The sequence below is a fragment of the Micromonospora sp. NBC_01392 genome (assembly GCF_045040125.1).
Taxonomy (GTDB): Bacteria; Actinomycetota; Actinomycetes; order Mycobacteriales; family Micromonosporaceae; genus Micromonospora.
Map to the genome: position 1 here is coordinate 2,294,856 of NZ_CP109549.1, position 21,181 is coordinate 2,316,036.

A 21,181-nucleotide genomic window follows, 5' to 3' on the forward strand; every position below is an offset into this window, starting at 1 on the left:
AGCCGGTCGTATCGTCGATCACCGCCAGCACCGGGGCTGAGTGATGACGAGCCTCCGCCGCCGACTGTCCGGCCGGCTCCGGCGCGCCCGTCGCCACGCGGCCACGGAGCCGCCGTACGCCTTCACCGTGCGGCGCGGGCTGCGCGTGCCGATGAACGACGGTGTCGAGCTGCGCGCCGACCTCTACCTGCCGCTCGGCACGGTCGAACCGCCGCTGCCCACTGTCGTCGTCCGCTCGCCGTACGGCCGGCACGGCTCGCTCACCCACGCGCCGGCGCTGGCGGGCGAGGGGTTCACGGTTCTGGTGCAGAGCTGCCGCGGTACGGGTGGCTCCGGTGGCAGCTTCCGGCCGCAGCTCGACGAGCAGCGCGACGGCATGGCCACCCACCGGTGGGTACGCCGCCAGCCCTGGTTCACCGGCACGGTCGCGACGTACGGGGAGAGCTACCTCGGCTACGTCCAGTGGGCCGTGGCGGGACGGATGTGCCGGGACGATCCGGGGAACGCGCCGGACGCCCTGTGCCTGAACGTCACGATGGCCGACTTCGGCGCGGTCACCTGGAACAACGGCGCCTTCTCGCTGGGCGGCTCGCTCGGCTGGTCGCGCCGGATGGCGCTGCGGGGCATGCGTGGCGCCCTCATCCGGGCGCGGCTCGCGCGGTGGCCGGACCGGAAGCTGGCCGAAGCCTTCGACGTCCTGCCCCTGTCCCGCGCCGACACCGTCGTGGCCGGCCACCCGATCGCCTGGTACCAGGACTGGCTGGCCCACGAAAAGCTCTCGGACGACTACTGGACCCGGCAGTCGCACACCGCGTCGGTGCCCGACGTCACCGCGCCCGTGTACATGGCCACCGGCTGGTACGACATCTTCCTTCCCTGGCAGTTGCGCAACTACGCCCAACTTGTCGCGGCCGGTCGCCCGCCGCGGCTCACCATCGGTCCGTGGGGCCACCGCGGCGACCGGAGTCCGTTCCTCGCCGAGTCGATCGCGTTCCTCAAGGAACACTTCGCCGGCGTGCCCGCGGCCCGGCCGGCGCCCGTGCGCGCCTTCCTCACCGGCGCGGATCAGTGGCGCGAGCTGCCCGCGTGGCCGCCGCCGGGCACCGTCGCGCAGCGGTGGCACCTGCATCCGGACGGGCTGCTCGACGCGGCGGTCCCCGCCGGGGGCAGCACCCGCTACACCTACGATCCGGACCGGCCCACGCCCGCGCTCGGTGGTCCCGGCCCGGCCCCCGGCCCGGTCGACACCAGCGCCCACGAACGCCGCGCGGACGTGGTCGTCTTCCGTGGTCCACCGCTGGAGCACGCTGTCGTCCTCGCCGGGGAGCCGATCGCCCACGTGCGGTTCCGCTCGACGGCGGCCAGCGCGGACGTGTTCGTCCGGATCTGCGACGTGCACCCCGACGGCCGCTCGATGAGCGTGTGCGACGGCATCCGCCGCCTCGGCGGCGTCGGCACCTCGGCTGCCGACCCGCGGCCCGACGAGGACGGTTTCGTCGAGCTGGCGGTGCCGTTGTGGCCGGCGTTCCACCGCTTCGCCGCCGGCCATCGCGTCGCCGTGCAGGTCAGCTCCGGAGCGCATCCGCGCTACGCCCGCAATCCCGGCAGCGGCGAACCCGCCGCCACCGCGACCACGACGGTACGGGCGCGGCAGGAGATCTCGCACGACGGCGCCCACCCGTCCCGGCTCGAACTGCCGGTGTGGACGTGACCGGGCGCGAACGTGTCGACAGCTACGTGACCACTCGTCAGGAGGGGCTCCCCGGATGACATCCGTATTCCATGTGGCGACCACCGGTTCGGATCGCGCCGACGGCTGCGCCGCGCGGCCGTTCCGGACGATCAACCGGGCGGCCGGCGTCGCGCAGCCCGGTGACACCGTGGTGGTGCACGCGGGGGAGTACCGCGAGTGGGTGAGGCCACGCCACGGCGGTCTCAGCGACTCCCGCCGCATCACCTACCAGGCCGCGCCCGGCGAACACGTGGTGATCAAGGGATCGGAGCGTGTCACGGGCTGGGAACCGCTCGGCGGCACGGTGTGGCGGGTGGTCGTCGACAACGCGCTGTTCGGCGCGTTCAACCCGTTCGCCGAGGAGGTGGCCGGCGACTGGATCGTGTACGGCACGGGTGCGCCGCGCCGGCACCTCGGCGACGTCTATCTGAACGGTGTGAGCTTCTTCGAGGTGGCGAGCCGGGCGGAGGTCGACGATCCGCCCCGGCGCACCGAGGTCGTCGACGACTGGACCAGGGTGACCCGTCCGGTCGGCGACCCCGACCAGACCCGGCTCGTCTGGTACGCCGAGGTCGGCGCGCGGACGACGATCTGGGCCAACTTCCAGGGTGCCGACCCGAACACGGAGCTGGTGGAGATCAACGTACGCCGCAGCGTCTTCTACCCGGAGCAGCCGCACCTGGACTACCTCACGGTCCGTGGCTTCGAACTGGCGCACGCGGCCAGCCCGTGGGCGCCGCCGACCGCCGACCAGCCGGGCCTGATCGGGCCCCACTGGGCGAAGGGATGGGTCATCGAGGACAACGTGATCCATGACGCCAAGTGCGCGGCGATCTCGATCGGGAAGGAGGGGTCGACCGGGCAGAACCACTCGGCTCTGCGCGGCGACAAGCCGGGCTACCAGTACCAGGTGGAGTCGGTCTTCGCGGCCCGCGGGATCGGGTGGGACCGCGAGCACATCGGCTCGCACGTGATCCGACGCAACACGATCTACGACTGCGGCCAAAACGCGATAGTCGGTCACCTCGGGTGCGTGTTCTCCACGATCGAGGACAACCACATCTACCGCATCGGCGTGAAGCGCGAGTTCTACGGATACGAGATCGCCGGCATCAAGCTGCACGCCGCCATCGACGTGGTGATCCGGCACAACCGGATCCACGACTGCTCGCTCGGCACCTGGCTGGACTGGCAGGCGCAGGGCACCCGGCTGTCCCGCAACGTCTACCACGACAACTGCCGGGACCTCTTCGTCGAGGTCAGCCACGGTCCCTACCTGGTCGAGCACAACATCTTCGGCTCGCCCGCCTCGCTGGAGCTGTTCAGTCAGGGAGGCGCCTTCGTCCACAACCTGATCTGTGGCACCGTGCGGCTGGAGCCGGTGCTGGACCGCGCCACGCCCTATCACCGGCCGCACAGCACCCAGGTCGCCGGGTACGCGGTGATCTACGGCGGCGACGACAGGTACGTCGGGAACCTCTTCCTGGGCGGCGACCCGGGCGCGGCCTACGGGGCGGGCGCGGAGGGCGACGGGCCACCGCTGGCCGGCACCGCCGGATACGACGGCCATCCCGCGTCGTTCGAGGAGTACCTGGCCCGCCTCGCCGACCAGCCGCCCAGCGACCAGCAGAAGTACCTCGACGTGAAACAACCGGTGTACGCCCGCGCGAACGCCTACACCGCGGGCGCCCGGCCGTTCGAGGGTGAGCGCGAGCCGTGGGTGCTGGGCACCGCGACAGCGACAGTTGTCGACGAGGACGACGCGGTCTGGCTCGTCACGGATCTCCCCGAGGCGTTCGACGAGGTCCGAGTCGGTGTGGTCACCGGTCGGGAGCTGGAACGGGTCCGGTGCGCCGACGCGGAGTTCGAGGAGGTCGACGGCAGCCCCGCCGTCATGGACATCGACCTGTCGGGCGCACCCCGGCAACCTGGACGAGACGGCGCCGTCGGCCCGCTCGCGCGCCTTCGGTCCGGGCCACGCCGAACGCGCGTCTTCTGACCACGGCGGCCCCGGGTCGCGCGGTGCCGGTCCGCGCCCGGTCCGCTGGGCCTGCTCGTGAACCTGGGTGCGCCGGCTGACGGCCTACCCGAGCAGTGCCACCGCCGCGGCCAGGGTGGCCAGGGACAGCGTCGTGGTCATCACCACCGCCCGATTGGCCACCGCCTCGCCGACGCCGTACTCCTGGGCGATGATGAACGTGTTCTGCGCGGTCGGCAGGCCCGCGCACACCACCACGGCGAGCAACTGCGGCGCGGACAGGTGCAGGGCCAGCCCGGCCGCGTACGCGATGACCGGCTGTGCGACGAGCTTCAGCGCGGTGATCGCGGCCAGCGCGGCCGGCTCGGCCCCTGACGGCGATGCGTGGTGCAGCGACGCGCCGAGCGCGACCAGGGCGGTCGGAACCGCGGCGCCCGCCAGCAGGGTGAGCGACGCGTCGGCCGCCGACGGCAGGCGCAGGCCGGCAGCCGAGCACGCGACACCGAGCAGCGACGCCAGGATCACCGGGTTGCGCGCCGGTAGGGAGGCGATCCGGCGGATCCGTACCCGCCCGGCCGGGTTGCGGTGCCGGTCCAGGGCGACCAGGACCATCGGCGTCACCACCAACACCTGCCACAGCACCACCTCCGCCAGGAACGACACGTCGCCGAGAACCTGCGTGGCGATCGGGATGCCGAGGTTCGCCGAGTTCACGTACCCGGCGACCATGCCCCAGACCGGCCGCTCGCCGCGCCCGCGACCGAACAGCCGGCTCGAGCCGAGCCACCCGGCCCCGACGACCGCGGCCGTGCTCACCCCGAAAGCGAGCATCGAGCGAGCGGCGAAGCCGGACAGCGGCATTCGGGACAGCGTCAGGAACAGGGCGGACGGCATCGCGAGGTGGAACACGAACCGGCCGAGCACCGCCGCCGCCGCCTCACCCAGCAGGCCCTGGCGACAAGCCGCGTAGCCGACCGCGGTGAGGATCCAGATCGGTACGAACGCCGAGATCAAGGTCATGCAAGGGTGTCCTGTCCGCTTGCGGGCCTCGTACAGCTTGACCGACTCCACCGGCCGACCCGGTCCCGGCGCGGCGACGTGAACACCGTGAGAGTCGGGTACGGCTGCCGGTTCGCCGCCGCGGGTGTGCGGTCGGAGCCGGTGATCTGGACGCACGCGCCCGGGCGTCGCCGCGTGCCGCCGGGCGACGGTGGGTGGCACTCCGCAACCAGCCCGGCTGGTAGCCGGGAGGCCGAAGCCAAATGACATGACGCACGGTAGTCCGCTCCGGATAATCCTCGACGGGTCGTGACGCGCCCGGCCCCGTCGGACCGTGGACCCGTGGATCGGCTCGCGGTCGGAGCGGAAGGGAATTCGACGATGACCGACCAGATGACAGCGTCCGGGCGCCGGCCGGAGGTCCGCGTGGCGGCCGGGTCGATTCGGGGCAGTCAGGAGGCGGGGGTGGCGGTCTTCCGCGGCATCCCGTTCGCCGAGCCGCCGGTCGGCGCGCTGCGCTTCGCGGCCCCGCGGCCGGCGCCGGGCTGGAACGGGGTACGGGACGCGATCTCGTACGGCCCGCCGCCCCCACAGGGCGGGCACTTCGGCATGGACGCCCGGGCGGCGGCGGGCGACGACTGGCTGACGGTGAACGTCTGGTCGCCCGAGCCGGACCCCGACGCGCGGCTGCCGGTGCTGGTCTGGATCCAGGGCGGCGCCTACACGATCGGCATGTCCGGCCTTCCCGAGTACGACGGTTGCCGGCTCGCGCGGGACGACGGCGTCGTCGTCGTGACGTTCAACTACCGTGTGGGTGTCGAGGGTTTCGCGCAGATCGAGGGCGCTCCCGCCAATCGCGGGTTGCTCGATCAGATCGCCGCTCTCGAATGGGTACGCGACAACATCCGGGCCTTCGGCGGCGAACCCGACCGGGTGATGGTCTTCGGCCAGTCGGCCGGTGGCGGGTCGATCGCCGCGCTCCTGGCAACGGAGCGCGCGGCGGGGCTCTTCCGCCGGGCCGTCGTGCAGAGTGCGCCCGGCACGTACTTCTCGCCGGAGCTCGCCGCCGACATCGGTGCCGCCTGCGCGGCTGAGCTGGGACTGCGCCCGACGGTGGAGGAGCTGTCCGGGGTGCCTCCGCGCCGGCTGACCCTCGCCGCCGACGCGCTCGTCGCCGGGATGTCTCAGTGGGCGCCCCGGTGGGGCCTGCCCGCGTACCGATCCATCCTCTTCGCGCCCGTCGTCGACGGTGAGGTCCTGCCCGCCGCGCCCTGGGAGGCGCTGGCTCGGGGCGCCGGACGCGCGGTCGACCTCCTGGTCGGGCACACCCGTGACGAGCACCGCTTGTTCACCGCCATCGACGGTCTGCTCGGCGCGGTGACCGAGGAGCAGGCGGCCGAGGCGCTCGACGTGTTCGCGCCGGGCCACGACGGCGCACGCCGGTACCGGGCGGACTTTCCCACCGCGGGGCCGGGCGAGCTGTACGAGATGGTCCACGGCGACTGGCTGTTCCGGATGCCGTCGCTGCACCTGGCAGAGGCCCAGCGGGTCGGCGGCGGCCGCGTCCACGTCTACGAGCTGACCTGGCGGGCCACCGGCATGGGTGGCGTGCTCGGCGCCTGCCATGGCCTCGACGTGCCACTCGTGTTCGGCAACCTGGACCGGGGGCAGGTCGCCATGCTGATCGACGACCCGGAGGCGGAGGAGGTGCGGGCCCTGTCCGCTCGGATGCGTGCCGCCTGGTCGTCGTTCGCCGCACACGGCGACCCGGGCTGGCCCGCATACGAGAGGGATCACCGGCTCGTCCAGTGCTTCGACGCGTCGTCCACCGTCACCGCCTATCCGGAGGAGTCCTCTCGCCTGATCTGGGAGAGCCACACCTTCTCCGCGTTGCCGTTGATCGGCCGGTGACGGTTCGACAGCAGAGCGAGATCCCGTTGGGCAAGCCGGCAGGCGGCCCGTTGGTGCCGGTGGATCGGATGCTGCGGGGACCGTTCGGAGGGTGCCCGCGCGACGCGGGCACCCTCCGAGGGCTGGCGGTGCCGGATTCCCGGCTCGCCCCTCAGCTCGTGGGGCTGGACGCCGCCCCACCGAGAGTCACCTTGAGGATCTTCTCGTTGCTGTTGTTCGGAGTGCTGTCCTTGTCCCCGCCGGTGCTCGTGGTCAGCCACAGGTTGCCGTCGACTGTCGGTTCGACGGTGCGCAGCCGGAAGTACGTCCCGACGAAGTACTGCTGGACGTTGGTGAGCGTGTTGCCGCTGATCTCCGCGCGGTACATCCGGTTGCCACGCAGGCAGGCGATGTAGAGCACGTCCCGGACGATCGCGATGCCGCTGCACGAGGCGTCGGCCACCGGGTACGTCCGGATCGGCGCCCTGAAATTCGGGTTGGCGCAGTCGCCGGAGGTGCCCTCGCAGGCGGGCCAGCCGTAGTTGCCGCCCCTGACGATGATGTTGGTCTCGTCCATGACGTTGTTGCCGAACTCCTGCTCGAAGAGCCGGCCCTGGGAGTCGAAGGCGAGTCCCTGCGGGTTGCGGTGGCCGTAGCTCCACACGTAGTTGCCGAAGGGGTTGTCCGCCGGCACGGTCCCGTCGGGGTTGAGCCGCAGCACCTTGCCGCCCAGGTTGTTGGTGTCCTGGGCGACGTCCGGGTCCTGTCCGTCACCGGCGGCGGCGTAGAGCTTGCCGTCGGGGCCGAAGCGCAGCCGGCCGCCGTTGTGGTACTTGTTGCGCGGGATTCCCGTGACGAGCACCTGCTCGGTGTTGGTCTGCAGCGTGCCGTCGTAGCGGATGCGCACGATCCGGTTGTCGGTCGTGGTGGTGTGGTAGATGTACAGCCAGTGGTCGGTGGTGAAGGTGGCCGAGACGGCCAGCCCGAGTACGCCGCCCTCGCCGTTGGTACCGGCCACGTTCGGCACGGTGCCGATGCTGTGCTTGTTGGTGCCGTCCGGGTTCATGGCGACGATGTCGAACAGGTCGCGCCGGCCGTAGAGGACCGTGCCGTCGGGCAGTTGCACCAGGCCCCAGGGCAGGTCTTTCTCGGTGGTGATCACGGTGGCGCCGCAGATCGGGCTCGTGCAGCCCGAGCCGGTGTGCGCGGTGATCGCGGCGCTCGCCCCCGAGACATTGCCCTGGGCGTCCCGGGCGGTCACGGTGTACCGGTAGTCGGTGTCGGACGTCAGCCCGGTGTCGGTGAACGTGGTCGCCGGCGGGTTGCCGGCGGTGCCGGTGGTGGAGCCGACCGCCGTACCGTTGCGCAGGATGGTGTATCCGGTGACCGCGACGTTGTCGGTGGAGGCCGACCAGGTGAGGGTCACGTCCGTGCCGTTGACCGTCGCGGCCAGGTTGGTCGGCGTGCTGGGCGGAGACGTGTCCTGCTGGCAGAACGGCGGCGTGACCGAGAGCGTGGAGCTGGCCTGCGAGACGTTGCCGGCGGCGTCGCGGGCGTTGACGTACCAGCCCCAGGTGACACCCTGCACGACGCTGAGCGTGGCGGTCAGCGTCCGTCCCGAGACCGACGTGACGAGCTGGCCGTCGTGGTAGATGTCGTAGAAGGCGACGCCGACGTTGTCCCGGGAGGCGTACCAGGAGAGCGTGACGGACTGGCAGGTCAGCCGGGTGCTGCGCAGGCCGGTCGGCCGGGTGGGCGGGCTGGTGTCGGCGGCGAGCCGGGCCGCTGGCCGGCTCCCGGTGGCCGGTGCGGCCGGCGCGGCGCTGGCGGGTACGCCGGTCAGGATGGTGCCGGCGCAGATCAGCAGGGCGAGCGGGACGCGGTGTCGGAGCTTCCGAGGACTCATCCGCACGGGTGCTCTTCCTTTCCGGGGTTCTTGGTCAGTACGGGTAGCCGGGGACGTTGAGTCGCACGCTGTACAGGCCGGAGTCGTTCGTTCGGCCGGAGGTGATGTAGAGGGTCTGCCGGTCGGGTCCGCCGAACGCCGCGTTGGTGGTGCCGGCGCCGCCGGAGCGGATCGTGCCGAGCTGCGCGCCGGCGGGCGAGTAGACGTGGATCAGCCCGTCCGAGCCGGAGGCCCAGTACACGTTGCCGGCGCAGTCGACGGTGACCCCGTCGGGACCGCCGAGGTAGTTCACGAAGACGCTGCGGGCGCCGGTGCTGCCGTCGGGCTGGACGACGTACTTGTAGATCTTGTTCTCGGAGTAGGCGCCCACGTAGAGCGTGCTGCCGTCCGGGGAGAGCGCGATGCCGTTGGGTTGCCGCAGCCGGTCGTCCACCAGCGACACCTGGCCGCCGGAGACGCGGAAGACACTGGTACGTCCGCTCATCTGGTCGGGCCGGTTGCCGCGCTGGAAGTTGGGGTCGGTGAAGTAGACGACGCCGTCGGAACGGACCGCGACGTCGTTGGGTGAGTTGAACGCCCGGCCCTGGTAGTCGGCGGCGACGGTGCTGCGGGCCTGGTCGCTGAGCCGGTATGCGGAGACGTTCCGCTGGTCGTGGGTGGCGGCGATGATCTGCTGGGCGTCGGGGCTGAGCGCCAGGCCGTTGCTGCCGGCGTTGGCGATGAAGGTGTCGAAGGTCGCCGGCGGGGTGAACCGGCGGATCGTGGAGGGCTGCACGTTGTTCGGCCCGGTGCCCGCGGCCATGTCGGACATCAGCAGGTAGCCACGGTCGGCGATCCAGACCGGTCCTTCGAGGAACGAGAACCCGCTCTGGATCTTCGTCGCGGACACGGAGCTGGCCGGCAGGGGTGGGCCGTACCCGGTGCCGTCCGGGCAGACCCCGGGGGGCGCGCCGGGTGGACCGGCGAGCGGGTTGGTGTGAGCGTTCACATCAGCGGCCCGCCGAGGTGCCGTCGGTGCGGCACCGACGGGGCCTGGTGCGGTGGTGAGGGCGAGGCACAGGCCGGTGAGTGCGGCGATGGTTGGACGCCAGGTCATCGGGTACTCCCATCGGGATCGGCGAATGCGAGGCCGGTGGGTTTCGGTGGGATGGCCTCGGTCGCCAACGCTTTTTATTGATGAACGTCGATGTTCACGTGACGCAGCTTAGGCGAGAAAGCAGCGCCCCGCATCAGTTCGCCACGATCACCTTCGGCGCATGCCCCGAAGGCGCCCGATGATCTGGCCGGGTCGCTGGGGGCGGCAGAATTGGTGCGGGCGGTCTCCACGGGCATCGACTGGCGAGAACCCCTCACAGTGGTGTCGTGGCGACGGTCGGGCCAGCTCGAGACGTGATCGTGGTGGGAAAGGGGTTTCCATGGCACTCGCACAGCGACGGATCGGCTCCGCAGGGCTGCTGGTGGTGGTCACCGCGGTGGCCGGGGTGGCGACGAATGTGGTGACCGACAGCGGCGGTTGGGCGTGGGGCGTCGCTCTGGGTGTCGCGGTGGCGTCCGCCGCCGGACTGCAGATGTGGCTCACCTCAGGTGAACACGCCACGGACGAGCCGCCCGAGGTGTCCGAGCCTGCCCCCGGGCCGGTGGTGGCGTCCGGCCCGGCCGCGGTGTCGGTCGGCGGTTCGCTGACCCGCGGCGCTCGCATCGTCACCAACGGTTCTGGTCCGGCGGCGCCACCGGAACCAACGCCGCACGACGGCACCACCGCGCGTGGGCCGGGCGCGGTGGCAATCGGCCGCGACGCCGCCGGCGAGATCCAGGCAACCGGCAAGATCATCGATGAGGGGTCGTGACCGAACCAGCGCGTATCGCCAACGCGTCCGGTGCCGGTTCGGTCGCCGTCGCCGGAGATGTCGTCAACAGCACCATCACCACCTACGCGACGACCGTTCCGGAGCTGCCGATCGAGGTCGCCTTTCTCGATCCCGCCCCGATCTTCGCCGATCTGGAGACCGACCGGTTTGTCGGGCGGGAGTGGCTGGTCGTCGAACTCGATGACTTCCTGCGGCGCCATGCCTGCGGCTACCTCTGGCTCGAGGCCGATGCCGGGGTGGGCAAGTCGGCGGTGGCAGCCCGGCTCGTGTCGGACCGAGGCTGGCTGTGTCACTTCGCGCGGCAGAGTTCCGGCCGTAGCGCCGTGGCGCGGCAGAACCTGGCCGCGCAGGTACTCAGGCGGTTTCCACACACCGGCCTCGCGGCCGCAGGCACTGTCCCGGCCTGGGCGACGACACCGGAGGGTTTCGGTGTGTTCCTGGCCTCGGCCGCGAGCCGCCTGGCCGCCACCGGTGAGCGGATCGTCCTGGTGATCGACGGGCTCGACGAACTGGACGGGGAAGCCCACCAGCTCCCGCTGGGTCTGCCCGCGGTGTTACCTGAAGGCGTCTTCGTCATCGGCACCTACCGCACGGGACATCCACCCGCCGTTGCCGACAGCGCGCACACCACCTTGACCATCGCGGCTCAGGACGAGCGCAACCGCGCCGACCTGCGAACCTTCCTTGACCGAGCGGTACGGGAGCCACCGCTTCGGCACGCCCTCGACGCCGCCGGTGTGGACCGTCAGCAGTTCATCGACCGCCTGGCCGTCGCCTGCCAGGGCATCTGGATATATCTGCGCTACCTGCTGGCCGAGATCAAGCTCGGGCTGCGTGGCTTCGACGATATCGATGATCTGCCCGGCACCCTGTGGGACTACTACCTGCGTCAGATTCACCATTGGCGGGCAGGGCACGGCTGGGAGCACCGTCTCCCGATCCTCGGCGTGCTCACCGCCGTCGACGAGCCGATCACCGCCCAGGCCGTCGCGGATCTGACGGACGGCGAGGTGGCTGCCGTCCGACGGTTCTGCGACGGCCCGCTCCGCCCGTTCCTCACTGTTGCCGGCCGGCCCCGGGCCTACCGCATCTATCACGTCAGCCTCCGCCAGTTCCTGAACGGGCGCCTCCCCACGGGTCCCACGCCGGACGACCGGGAGGTCGTGGCGGCGGAGCTGACCGACGCAGTCCGGCAGGCGCACAGCCGCTGTGCCGACGCCTGTCAGGTGGCACCGGTCTCGTTCGGTGACGGCTATGTGGCCCGGCATCTGGTCCGGCACCTGGCAGCGTCCGGCCGGATGTCCGAGGTCCACGACCTTCTCGCCCGTGGCAGCACCGATGCTGACGGCCGGCCGGCGAATCTCTGGTACGCCACGCACCTGGCAGCGGCGTCCGGCGACACCTACCTGCTCGACGTGGGCTCGGCGCTGGCCGATGCCGTCCGGGCCGTCGACACCGCGCTCGCCGCCGGCCAGCCGCCGCAGCGCCTGCCCGAGGAACTGCGCTACCGGCTCATCCAGGTCAGCGTGCACGACATCGCCAACCGCATCCCCGCCGCACTGCCCGGCGCGCTCGTCGGCGACGGTCTGTGGGAACTGTCCCGGGCGGCCACGCTGGTGCGCTGGATGACACAGCCGACCGACCGCGCCCGCGCCCTCGCCGGGCTCTGCCCGTACGCCCCGGAGCCTGACCGTCCCAGCCTGGTCGCCGAAGCCCTGGTGTCGGCGAATGCCATCCCGGTGACCTACGCGAACGCCTGGGACATCGCGGCGGCGCTGGGCCAGATCGCCGCGGTCGCACCACCCGCGCTGCTGGACCGCGTCTGGGAGGCCGCGTGCCGGATCAGGGACCACGACTTCGGTCCCTGGATACGTGCCGTCGTGCTGCCGCACCTGCCACTGCCCGAGCGCCGGACGGCCACCGCAGAGGCGCTCGGCAGCGACTTCGGCTATCTCGGCGCCCTGATACCGATCCTCGTGGAGACCGCCCCGGACCCGGCGCGACTACTCCGTCCACGGCTCAACTTGGCCGAACTGTCGATCGACGCGTTACGCGAACTGAAGGAGCTTCTGCCGGCCGCGGCACGGCCCGAGGTGCTGGCGGCGTATCACCGCACGGGAAACCTCTCCGAGCCGGCCCGGAGCACGGCGCGCGCCACGCTGACCGTCCTGTTGAACGAGAACGAGCGTTCCCAACGGTGCCGAAAATTGCTGACGGCGTACGGGAATGAGGAAGCAAGCCTCAAGATCGCGCCGGATCTGCTCCGGCTGGTGCCACCCGCCCTGCACCCGGCGTTGTTCGATCGGATCCGCAACGACCGGGGGAGCATGGATATCACCGAAGCCGTGGAAGAGGACATGGCCATGGCGTCCGGGCACACCGCGGACTGGAACGACGTCATGGCCCGGCAGCAGATACTTGCCGAACGCCTGGTCTGCGTCGCGGACCTGCTGCCGGACGACATCCTCGACGAGGCGGTCAGCCGGGTCGCCGCCTCGGCCCGCGGGGGTTCCCATCACTTTCCGCTGCCCCTGCCCCGTCTCGCGCAGGCTGCGGCGGTCCTGCCGGACCGGCATCTGCCGGTCCTGATCACTTCGGCTGGCCCGGTCGAGCTGGCCGTACTCGCGTCGGCAGTACCGGAGAAACATCTCGATGCCGTGCTGCGGCAGGCGCATGACGATCCGGCTGTGGCGGCGGCGGTCGTTCCCCGGATCACCGACCCGGTGCGGCGCCGTACCTTGCTGTCCGACGCGATCAACCGGGTGATGGAACCGCAGAAGCCGAGCCCGGTCTCGCTGGCCGCGTTCCGGAACTCGCCGCCGCCCACGACCGACACCCCCCAGCCGTCCAGCTACGACGAACCGGACCTCGCCGTCATCGCCCGGCTGATCGACGAAGCGCCGAGACTGGACGCCGGAAACATCCTTGACCGGGCCGCCATTCTTGCCCGCACGGCATGGTGGCTCACGCCCTCCGCCGTGGCGGCAGTCGGGCCCGGACTACGGCCAGAGGCGCTCGAGGAGGCCATGCGACAGTTCCAGCCGGACGAGCAGACGAAGGTCGCGCCGGTGATGGTCGGGCTGGCCGCTGCCGCACCCGGCGTCGGCGACTTCGAGCTGCTCGCGTTTCTGCGCCGGATGCTGCCGGAGAACAACCGGGCCACGTTCATGGAAATGCTCGACGTCGCGGCATCGCGGCTGGCCCGGATAGCCGGCCCGGCCCACGCGACCACCTGTGCCACCGCGATCGAGGAGTGTTTCGCCTGGTGGTGACGGCACCCCGCCGGGCGCGTGACGACGCACCCGGCGGGCAGTTCCGGCAGGATCAGGAAGAGATGTTGCGAACGGTGTTGTAGAGGCCGGCCACCTGGTTGCCGTAGTACGGCGAGTACATGTACTGCGGAAGGTTGTTGTACTTGAAGTCGTTGTGCCCGTTGATGAGGCCCCAGTTGCCGTCGAACGCCATGAGCCAAGGGCCACCCGAGGAGCCACCGGTCATGTAGTTCGTCATGTAGATGGTGCCGCCGCCACCGTCGTAGGTCGGGCCGTTCTCGGCCCAGAGGGTCTGCCCGTTGAACGGGGAGGCCTGCGGGTATCCGAAGGCGTAGTCGTACTGGCCGACCGCCTGGTTCCAGGCGATGCCCTGGCCACCGAGGTAGTCGGTGATCCGCCAGCCGTTGACCCGTCCGATGACCGCCGAGCCGACGTCGTTGGCGAAGTCGCCGTTGTTGTTGTACCAGGCGCTGGTGGTCCATAGCCCCGTGGCGTACCAGTAGCCGTACGGCGCCGAGCCGTTGACGTAGTTCGGAACGAAGGCCCAGTTCGTGGCCCACTGGAGGTTGCCGGTCATGCAGTGCCCGGCGCTCCACACCGAGGACTTGCCCTCGGTGTTCACGACCGCGGCCGAGCAGACGTAGTTGAGGCCGCTGAGCGTGAAGAAGACCTTGCCGGTGGTCCGGGCGGTCGGGTGTCCGACCGGGTATGCCGGATCGTAGGCGTTGGTGCCCATCTCGGGCAGGTCAGCTCGGGGCTTGGCCACGGGCGGAGCCGGCGCCACGCGGCCCGCCGTGCCCTGCGGACGGCTCGCAGCACCGGTGACCTGGCCGGGGCGGGCGTTCTTCACCGCCGGGATCTCGCTTTCCGGCAGCGCCGCGCGCATCCGATCCGGGGTCCAGTAGGCGGCCAGCGCGGCGGCGCGGGCGTCGACGCCGGTGCCGTGGGCGGTGCGGGCGACCTCGGGGCTCAGTTGCGCGACGACGCCGACGACGCCCTGGTGGGACGTGTCGGGCTTCGCCTGGGCGGGGCCCGCGGTGGTGAGCGTCACCGCGGACAACGCGGTGACCAGCGCGAGGCTGCTCAGCAGTCTCCGGGACATTCTCCCTGCCTCTCCTGGTGGGGTATGGGGGAGACAGAAAGATACGACGGAGAAGCGGAAAAGCAGTCATCAAAATGCGTCGGATGTCATCTGGAGAAAGACCTCGCCAAGCGAGCAAACATTGACCTGCTTGACTGAGAGGGGTGAAGCGGTGTTACTCCCGACATTACGCCAAGCAAGCAGTGGGAATTAATATCGATGTCATCAATTTTTATCAGAGTTGGCCTCGGTCAGCGCTTGGCTGACGTCATGGTAGATCACTTATGCGCTTGATCCAACCGCCACCTCGGCTTGTGAAGTGCGGCGGCGCCCGTGGCAGTTATCGCATTGATGCAGGTCATCCAAAATGGATCAGGAGGCGGACGGCTGATGACCCACTGCCACAACCCGTACCACGCCGAGACCGGCATGATGATCAACCTCGGGTACCTGGCCTGAACCGGCGCGGTGACCGGGCGCCCACGCGGACCCGGCCACCGCGCTCCCGGTCAGATCCGGGCCAGGATGGACTTCATCGTGTCGATCTCGGCCCGCTGGCTGGTGCTGATCCGCTCGGCGAGGGCCTTCGCGTCGCTGTTGGCGCCCTGGGCGGCCTCGGTCCGGGCCATCGTGATCGCGCCCTCGTGGTGGGCGATCATCATGGTGAGGAACTGCTTGTCGAAGTCCCGCCCCGAGGACGCCGCCAGCCGGGCCATGTCGACGTCGGACATCATCCCCGGCATGCCGTGATCCATCCCCGGCATCCCGGAGCTGGTCGGGCTGGCGCTGTCACCGTGGCCCATGCCCGGCATGCCGCTGTTGCCGTGATCCGTGCCGGGCATGCCACTGCCAGGGGTGGCGCTGCCGCTTCCGGGCGGCACTGGCGCGCCCCAGGCGCGCAGCCAGCCGCTCATCGTGGCGATCTCCGGCGCCTGGGCGTCCTTGATCTGGGCGGCGAGCTGCTTGACCTGTGGGTCGGCGGCCCGGGTGGCGGCCAGGTCGGCCATGGCCACGGCCTGCTGGTGGTGCGGGATCATCATCTGCGCGAACATCACGTCCGCCGCGTTGTGCGCCGAGGCGGAAGCGGCGTCGGACGCGACGGTGGCGGTGGGCGAGCTGTGGCCGCCGCCGGCCGCACTGTGGTCGTCGCTGCCGCAGCCGGTCAGGACGACGGCGGCGGTGGTGAGGCTGACGCCGGCCACGAGGGCACGGCGCAGGATGGTACGGGTCATGACGAGGTAAGCCTTTCGGAGTCGGTGAACGTGCGCGGAAGCGATCGCGCGGACACCCTTGGGGATGTCGCGGCGGAATCGCTCCTATACGCGCAGCACCGACACCGCGGCGACGCGTTGACCCAGCCGGGGCAGCGCGGGCGGTCCTCGGGAGGCGGCCGGCGCCGACCAGCGCAGACGGCCGGGCGCGGAAACCGTCCGCATCACCAACAGCGCCGCGGCGAGCGCCAGCGCCGTCCCGAACGCGCCGATCACCGCGAGGCACACGGCCCAGCCCGGCAGGTGTCCCGGCGTACCGTTCGGCGCGGCGGCCAGCCTGGGGCACCCGTCGCCGGCGCACCCGCTCGGGACGGCGACGCTCATCGCGGCAGCGCCGCCCGTCTGGTCCGCTGCCGGTACCGTCGCCGGAGGCGCGCCCGGGCGCATGCCGTGCCCGGCGTGGCCGCCGGGCATCGCCAACTGGTGACCCAGGCTGTGCATCGCCGCGAGCCCGATCAGGGTGGCGGCCAGCAGCAGGAAGCGGGCGACCCATCCGCCCCGCGCCGCCGACACACCGGTCACGGCCATCACGTTACCGTCACCCGGTCTCGCGTACCGCGACAACGGGTCACTTCTGGTCCTGCGGTCGTAGCCGCACCCGGCGCAGCAACTGGGCGTTGAGCGCCACCACGATCGTCGAGGCCGACATCAGCACCGCGCCGACGGCCGGACTGAGCGTCACCCCGGCCCACGCCAGCGCGCCCGCCGCGAGAGGAAGCGCGACGACGTTGTAGCCGGCGGCCCAGGCCAGGTTCTGGATCATCTTGCGGTAGGAGGCCCGGGACAGAGCGATCACCCCGGTCACCCCACGCGGGTCGGACGAGGCCAGCACCACCCCGGCGGACTCGATGGCCACATCGGTGCCGGCACCGATGGCGATGCCCACGTCCGCCCGGGCCAGCGCCGGGGCGTCGTTCACCCCGTCACCGACCATCGCCACCCGCAGGCCCCGCCGCTGTAGGTCCGCCACCGCGTCGTCCTTGTCGGCGGGCAGCACCTCGGCGTACACCTCGTCCTCACCGGCTCGGAAGCCGAGATCGGCGGCGACCGCGTCGGCGACCGGCCGCGCATCCCCGGTGATCATCACGATCTTCCGTACCCCCTGCTCGCGCAGGTCGGCGATCGCCTGCCGGGCCTCCGGGCGGACCTCGTCCTCCAACGCGAGAGCGCCGACCACGGCGGCCCGACCGTCGTCGAGGCGCAGCAGGTGCAGCACCGCCGCCCCCCGGTCGGACCACTCCCGCTGGCGGCGGGTCAGATCGTCGGGCACCGCCGGGTCCAGTTCCCGCAGCAGCGCCGGACCGCCGACCGCGTAGTCGACGCCGTCGACCTCAGCCCGCACCCCCCGACCGGTGAGGGACCGGAATCCCGACGCGCGCCGGGACAGCTTCCGTTGCTGCGCGGCGGCGACGATGGCCCGAGCCAGGGGGTGCTCGCTGTCGGCCTCGACCGCGGCGGAGATGGCGAGCACGTCGTCGTCGGTGGCGCCGCCGGCTCCGGCGACCCCGGTCACCGCGTGCTCGCCGCGGGTCAGGGTGCCGGTCTTGTCGAACAGCACCGCGTCCACGGTGCGCATCCGCTCCAGGGCGAGCCGGTCCTTGACCAGGATGCCGCCCTTGGCCGCCACGGCGGTGGACAGGGCGATGACCAGCGGGATCGCCAGGCCGAGCGCGTGCGGGCACGCGATCACCAGCACCGTCACGGTGCGGACCACCGCCTCGTCGAGGTTCCCGATCAGGGTCCACACGACGAGAGTGACCACGGCGGCGGCGGTGGCGATGTAGAACAGCCAGGCGGCGAACCGGTCGGCGAGCACCTGTGCCCGCCCGCTGGACTGCTGCGCCTGGGCGACCAGCCGCTGGATTCCCGCCAGCGCGGTGTCCTCGCCGACCGCGTCCACCCGGACCCGGATCGCCGCGTCGGTGGCCACCGTGCCGGCCACCACCCGGTCCCCGACGCCCCGGGTGACCGGCCGGGACTCTCCGGTGATCATCGACTCGTCCAGTTCGGCGCCGCCGTCGACCACCTGCCCGTCGGCCGGCACCCGCCCGCCCGGCCGGACCAGCACCACGTCGCCCAGTCGCAGGTCGGACACCGACACCTGGCGCGGCTCTCCGTCATCGCCGATGCGTTCGGCGTCGTCGGGCAACAGCGCGGCAAGGGCCGCCAGCGCCCCCTGCGCCTGACCGATCGCCTTCATCTCCTGCCAGTGACCGAGCAGCATGATGGTCACCAGGGCGGCCAACTCCCACCAGAAGTCCAGGTCGAACGCGCCCAGCGCGGTGGCCAGCGACGCCACGTAGGCCACCGTGATCGCCATCGCGATCAGCAGCATCATCCCCGGCGCCCGGTCCCGTACCTCCCGCACCGCGCCCTGCAGGAACGGCCAACCGCCGTAGCCGAACACCACCGTGCCCAGCACCGGCCCGACCAGGGCAATGCCGGGAAAGTCGAGCCGGTAGCCGAACCAGTCCATCACCATGTGACTGGTCGCCACGATCGGCACGGTCAACGCAAGGCTCAGCCAGAACTTACGACGGAACGCCTCCGGATCGTGCCCGGCGTGCTTGTCGTGCCCGGACGTGCCGTGCGCCGCGTGGCCCGCAGTCGCCGGGTGGTCACCGTGTTGATGCGTGTCGTGGGACATCGTGTCGCCTCCTCACCATCACCATATACCCCCCAGGGGTATCTCGTGAGTGGCGCACGCCTCTTTGTCGGACTGTCGAACCTGTCGAACCTGACGAACCCAGCATGCCGGACCAACCGCACCTCACCGGCCGCCATTCATGGATCACGACCATCGTCTGGTTGGGGGAGCCGGCCGGGCACGGCGACCGCGGTTCTGCCGCGAGCGAATCCGCTTGTCCTGCGGTGGTGCGCTGGAGAGGATCGGCGGATGGATCTCCATACTGCGGAACGGCAGCTCCAAGCCGCTCAGCGCGCCGGTGATGTCGAGGCCCTCGACGCGCTTCTGCACCCCAGGGTCGTGGGTGCCGGGCCGGACGGCTCGGTCTTCACGAAGGAGGACGACCTGGATAGTCACCGCTCGGGGGCCCTGCGCATCACCAGCCTGGTGGAGGAGTCGCTCGACGTCCAGGAGGACGCCGAGACGGGGGTGACCCGCACGGTCGCCGCGGTGGATGCCGTCCAGGGCGGTGTCGTTGTGTCCGCGCGGCTGCGCTACACCCGGCTGTGGGTGCGTGCGGACGGCAACTGGCGGGTGTTGGCCGCCACCTTCGTCCCGGTCTAGAACCTCGGCGTGTGACGTACGCGTGGAACCCGCCGACGCCAGCGGGACCGCCACCGGTCTCGGCATCGCGCCCTACGCCCCGGGCCTGACGACCGGATCCGAGGAGCGGTACCGCGGGCTATGCCGTCGGTCTGGCCTGGTGCAGGATCCGGGCCAGCTCGGTCGGTCGGCTGAGCATCGGCCAGTGCCACGTCGGCAGTTCCTCGTACCGCCACGAGTCGCCGCCCATGTGCCGACACAGCGGCACGGTGGCTGCCATCCCGCGTGCCTGCTCGACGGTGAAACTCGACAGCACGCCGAGGCGGGGCAGCTTCTCCCACGCCCCGGTGAGCCGCACCGGGCTGGTGGCGGTCGCCCACGGTTGGGCCACCGACCGCTCACCGAGCAGCGCGAGGACCGATTCATCCACGTCTGCTGCTCCCGCCGCCAGGTCGGCCCAGGGTGGGGGTGGCAGCCGCCAGCCGTCGCCGTGTTCGGCGACCACCGCCGCGTTGCGTGCACGCTCCCGGGGTGGGTTGAAGTCGTCGTTCGCCGCCCCGTCGGGCAGTGGGCCGGTGTCGACGAAGACCAGTTGGGCTATCCGGTCGGTCATGCGGTCGGCGGCGGCGGTCGTCACGACCGCGCCGGCGTAGCTGTGCCCGACGAGGACCACGTCGTGCAGGTCCTCGTAGCGCAGCAGGTTGACCACGTCGGTGACGTGGACGTCGAGGTCGGTGTCCGGGCGGGCCAGGTGGGCGCGCTCGCCCATGCCGGTCAGGCTCAGCGGGTACACCTCGTGGCCGTGCCCACGCAGCGCGGCGGTGACCGGGCGCCAGGCCCACGCGCCGAGCCAGAACCCGGGAACCAGTACGAATGTCGTCATGCGGTCCACGCTACGATCAATACCGGACAGATTCCGCCCGGATAAGGAGTCAGATTTTTGGCCCGGCCCACCGCGCGTGTCCTGGCGTTGCTGGAGATCCTCCAGGCCGGCGGCGGCTTCACCGTCGCTGACCTGGCCGGTCGGCTGGGCGTCGACGAGCGCACGGTCCGCCGCTACGCCGCGCACCTCGCCGACCTCGGCATCCCGGTCGAGGCCCGGCGCGGTCGCTACGGCGGGTACCGGCTCGCGCCCGGATACAAGCTGCCGCCACTCATGCTCACCGACGAGGAGGCGGTCGCCGTCATGCTCGGGCTCGTCGCCGCGACCCGGGCGGGGCTGGTCACCGCCGAAGGCGCGGCCGCCGAGAGCGCGACCGCGAAGATCCGCCGGGTACTGCCGGCCGTCCTCGCCCGGCGGATCGACTCGCTGCTGGACACCGTGGACTTCACCGCACCGGTCCGGAAGCCCGCCCCGCCCGGCATCGAGGTGCTGCTGGTGCTCGCCGAAGCGGCCCGACATCAGCAACCGGTGAGCATCACCTACACCAGTTGGCGCGGCCGGGCCGGCGAGCGGCAGCTCGACCCGTACGGGCTGGTCTTCCACGCCGGCCGGTGGTACGTCACCGGTCACGACCACGACCGGCGGGCCGTCCGCACGTTCCGGCTCGACCGCATCGGGACGGCCCGCCCCGCCCAGGGCCGGTTCGACATCCCGGCCGGCTTCGACCCCACCACGCGGGTACTTGCCGGTCTGGCGGCCGTGCCGTACGCGCACGACCTGTCCGTGGTGCTGCACACCAGCCTGGGACAGGCGCAGCGACGGATCCCACCGTCGGTCGGCACGCTCACCGAGGTGCCCGACGGCGTACGCCTCACCGCCCGGGTCGAACGGCTCGACGGGGCGGCACAGATGCTCGCCGGGCTCGGCTGGTCCTTCACGATCGACCGACCGGACACACTCAAGGACGAGGTGCGGGCGCTGGCAGCCCGACTGCTCACCGACGCCGACGCCGGAGGGTGAACGGCTCCGGAGGCGAGGCGCCGATTCCGAGGTCAGCGCGTCCGCGTCCGCC

At 71.4% G+C, this 21,181-nt stretch carries 15 protein-coding genes; 7 read left to right on the forward strand and 8 right to left on the reverse strand.

Features of this window, described 5'->3' with window-relative positions:
• Window positions 1–43 precede the first annotated feature (43 nt).
• Together OG767_RS10675 and OG767_RS10680 are read left to right on the forward strand one after the other, a co-directional pair.
• A complete protein-coding gene (locus tag OG767_RS10675; protein ID WP_405093242.1) occupies window positions 44–1,711 on the forward strand; it encodes a CocE/NonD family hydrolase in 1,668 nt (555 codons plus the stop codon).
• Window positions 1,712–1,766: 55 nt separating this feature from the next.
• A complete protein-coding gene (locus OG767_RS10680) occupies window positions 1,767–3,731 on the forward strand; it encodes a right-handed parallel beta-helix repeat-containing protein (protein ID WP_405093243.1) in 1,965 nt (654 codons plus the stop codon).
• Between the two features lie 84 nt (window positions 3,732–3,815).
• On the opposite strand, the gene OG767_RS10685 is transcribed toward OG767_RS10680, so the two are convergent.
• A complete protein-coding gene (locus OG767_RS10685) occupies window positions 3,816–4,730 on the reverse strand; it encodes an AEC family transporter (protein WP_405093244.1) in 915 nt (304 codons plus the stop codon).
• A gap of 360 nt (window positions 4,731–5,090) precedes the next feature.
• Here OG767_RS10685 and OG767_RS10690 point away from each other — a divergent pair, with 360 nt between their 5' ends.
• Entirely contained in the window at window positions 5,091–6,620 is a 1,530-nt protein-coding gene (locus OG767_RS10690; RefSeq protein WP_405093245.1) for a carboxylesterase/lipase family protein, read from the forward strand.
• 151 nt (window positions 6,621–6,771) lie between these two features.
• On the opposite strand, the gene OG767_RS10695 is transcribed toward OG767_RS10690, so the two are convergent.
• Entirely contained in the window at window positions 6,772–8,505 is a 1,734-nt protein-coding gene (locus tag OG767_RS10695) for a PQQ-dependent sugar dehydrogenase (RefSeq protein WP_405093246.1), read from the reverse strand.
• A 34-nt stretch (window positions 8,506–8,539) separates the two neighbouring features.
• Window positions 8,540–9,601, reverse strand: coding sequence for an SMP-30/gluconolactonase/LRE family protein (locus tag OG767_RS10700; protein ID WP_405093247.1), 1,062 nt, complete (start codon window positions 9,599–9,601; stop codon window positions 8,540–8,542).
• 319 nt (window positions 9,602–9,920) lie between these two features.
• Here OG767_RS10700 and OG767_RS10705 point away from each other — a divergent pair, with 319 nt between their 5' ends.
• A complete protein-coding gene (locus OG767_RS10705; protein ID WP_405093248.1) occupies window positions 9,921–10,352 on the forward strand; it encodes a hypothetical protein in 432 nt (143 codons plus the stop codon).
• Window positions 10,349–13,645 (forward strand): hypothetical protein, encoded by a 3,297-nt coding sequence (locus OG767_RS10710; protein ID WP_405093249.1) that lies wholly within the window; start codon window positions 10,349–10,351, stop codon window positions 13,643–13,645. Before OG767_RS10705 ends, OG767_RS10710 begins: the two co-directional genes overlap by 4 nt.
• 52 nt (window positions 13,646–13,697) lie before the next feature.
• Here OG767_RS10710 and OG767_RS10715 read toward each other — a convergent pair whose 3' ends face one another.
• From OG767_RS10715 to OG767_RS10730, 4 genes are all read right to left on the reverse strand, one after another.
• Entirely contained in the window at window positions 13,698–14,747 is a 1,050-nt protein-coding gene (locus OG767_RS10715; RefSeq protein WP_405093250.1) for a trypsin-like serine peptidase, read from the reverse strand.
• Window positions 14,748–15,235: 488 nt separating this feature from the next.
• A complete protein-coding gene (locus OG767_RS10720) occupies window positions 15,236–15,958 on the reverse strand; it encodes a DUF305 domain-containing protein (protein WP_405093251.1) in 723 nt (240 codons plus the stop codon).
• 84 nt (window positions 15,959–16,042) lie between these two features.
• A complete protein-coding gene (locus OG767_RS10725) occupies window positions 16,043–16,519 on the reverse strand; it encodes a hypothetical protein (protein ID WP_405093252.1) in 477 nt (158 codons plus the stop codon).
• A 46-nt stretch (window positions 16,520–16,565) separates the two neighbouring features.
• On the reverse strand, window positions 16,566–18,644 hold the full coding sequence (locus OG767_RS10730) for a heavy metal translocating P-type ATPase (protein ID WP_405093253.1): 2,079 nt from the start codon (window positions 18,642–18,644) through the stop codon (window positions 16,566–16,568).
• Between the two features lie 249 nt (window positions 18,645–18,893).
• On the opposite strand from OG767_RS10730, the gene OG767_RS10735 reads away from it, so the two are divergent.
• Window positions 18,894–19,247, forward strand: coding sequence for a nuclear transport factor 2 family protein (locus OG767_RS10735; protein WP_405093254.1), 354 nt, complete (start codon window positions 18,894–18,896; stop codon window positions 19,245–19,247).
• Between the two features lie 118 nt (window positions 19,248–19,365).
• On the opposite strand, the gene OG767_RS10740 is transcribed toward OG767_RS10735, so the two are convergent.
• A complete protein-coding gene (locus OG767_RS10740; protein ID WP_405093255.1) occupies window positions 19,366–20,109 on the reverse strand; it encodes an alpha/beta fold hydrolase in 744 nt (247 codons plus the stop codon).
• Between the two features lie 57 nt (window positions 20,110–20,166).
• Here OG767_RS10740 and OG767_RS10745 point away from each other — a divergent pair, with 57 nt between their 5' ends.
• Window positions 20,167–21,129 carry a helix-turn-helix transcriptional regulator gene (locus tag OG767_RS10745; protein ID WP_405093256.1) on the forward strand — a complete coding sequence of 321 codons (963 nt, stop codon included), beginning with the start codon at window positions 20,167–20,169 and terminating at the stop codon, window positions 21,127–21,129.
• Window positions 21,130–21,181 lie beyond the last annotated feature (52 nt).

Coding starts and splice junctions, on each gene's coding strand:
- OG767_RS10675 (WP_405093242.1), top strand. CDS start 44: ATGACGAGCCTCCGCCGCCGACTGTCCGGCCGGCTCCGGCGCGCCCGT.
- OG767_RS10680 (WP_405093243.1), top strand. CDS start 1,767: ATGACATCCGTATTCCATGTGGCGACCACCGGTTCGGATCGCGCCGAC.
- OG767_RS10685 (WP_405093244.1), bottom strand. CDS start 4,730: ATGACCTTGATCTCGGCGTTCGTACCGATCTGGATCCTCACCGCGGTC.
- OG767_RS10690 (WP_405093245.1), top strand. CDS start 5,091: ATGACCGACCAGATGACAGCGTCCGGGCGCCGGCCGGAGGTCCGCGTG.
- OG767_RS10695 (WP_405093246.1), bottom strand. CDS start 8,505: ATGAGTCCTCGGAAGCTCCGACACCGCGTCCCGCTCGCCCTGCTGATC.
- OG767_RS10700 (WP_405093247.1), bottom strand. CDS start 9,601: ATGACCTGGCGTCCAACCATCGCCGCACTCACCGGCCTGTGCCTCGCC.
- OG767_RS10705 (WP_405093248.1), top strand. CDS start 9,921: ATGGCACTCGCACAGCGACGGATCGGCTCCGCAGGGCTGCTGGTGGTG.
- OG767_RS10715 (WP_405093250.1), bottom strand. CDS start 14,747: ATGTCCCGGAGACTGCTGAGCAGCCTCGCGCTGGTCACCGCGTTGTCC.
- OG767_RS10720 (WP_405093251.1), bottom strand. CDS start 15,958: ATGACCCGTACCATCCTGCGCCGTGCCCTCGTGGCCGGCGTCAGCCTC.
- OG767_RS10730 (WP_405093253.1), bottom strand. CDS start 18,644: ATGTCCCACGACACGCATCAACACGGTGACCACCCGGCGACTGCGGGC.
- OG767_RS10735 (WP_405093254.1), top strand. CDS start 18,894: ATGGATCTCCATACTGCGGAACGGCAGCTCCAAGCCGCTCAGCGCGCC.
- OG767_RS10740 (WP_405093255.1), bottom strand. CDS start 20,109: ATGACGACATTCGTACTGGTTCCCGGGTTCTGGCTCGGCGCGTGGGCC.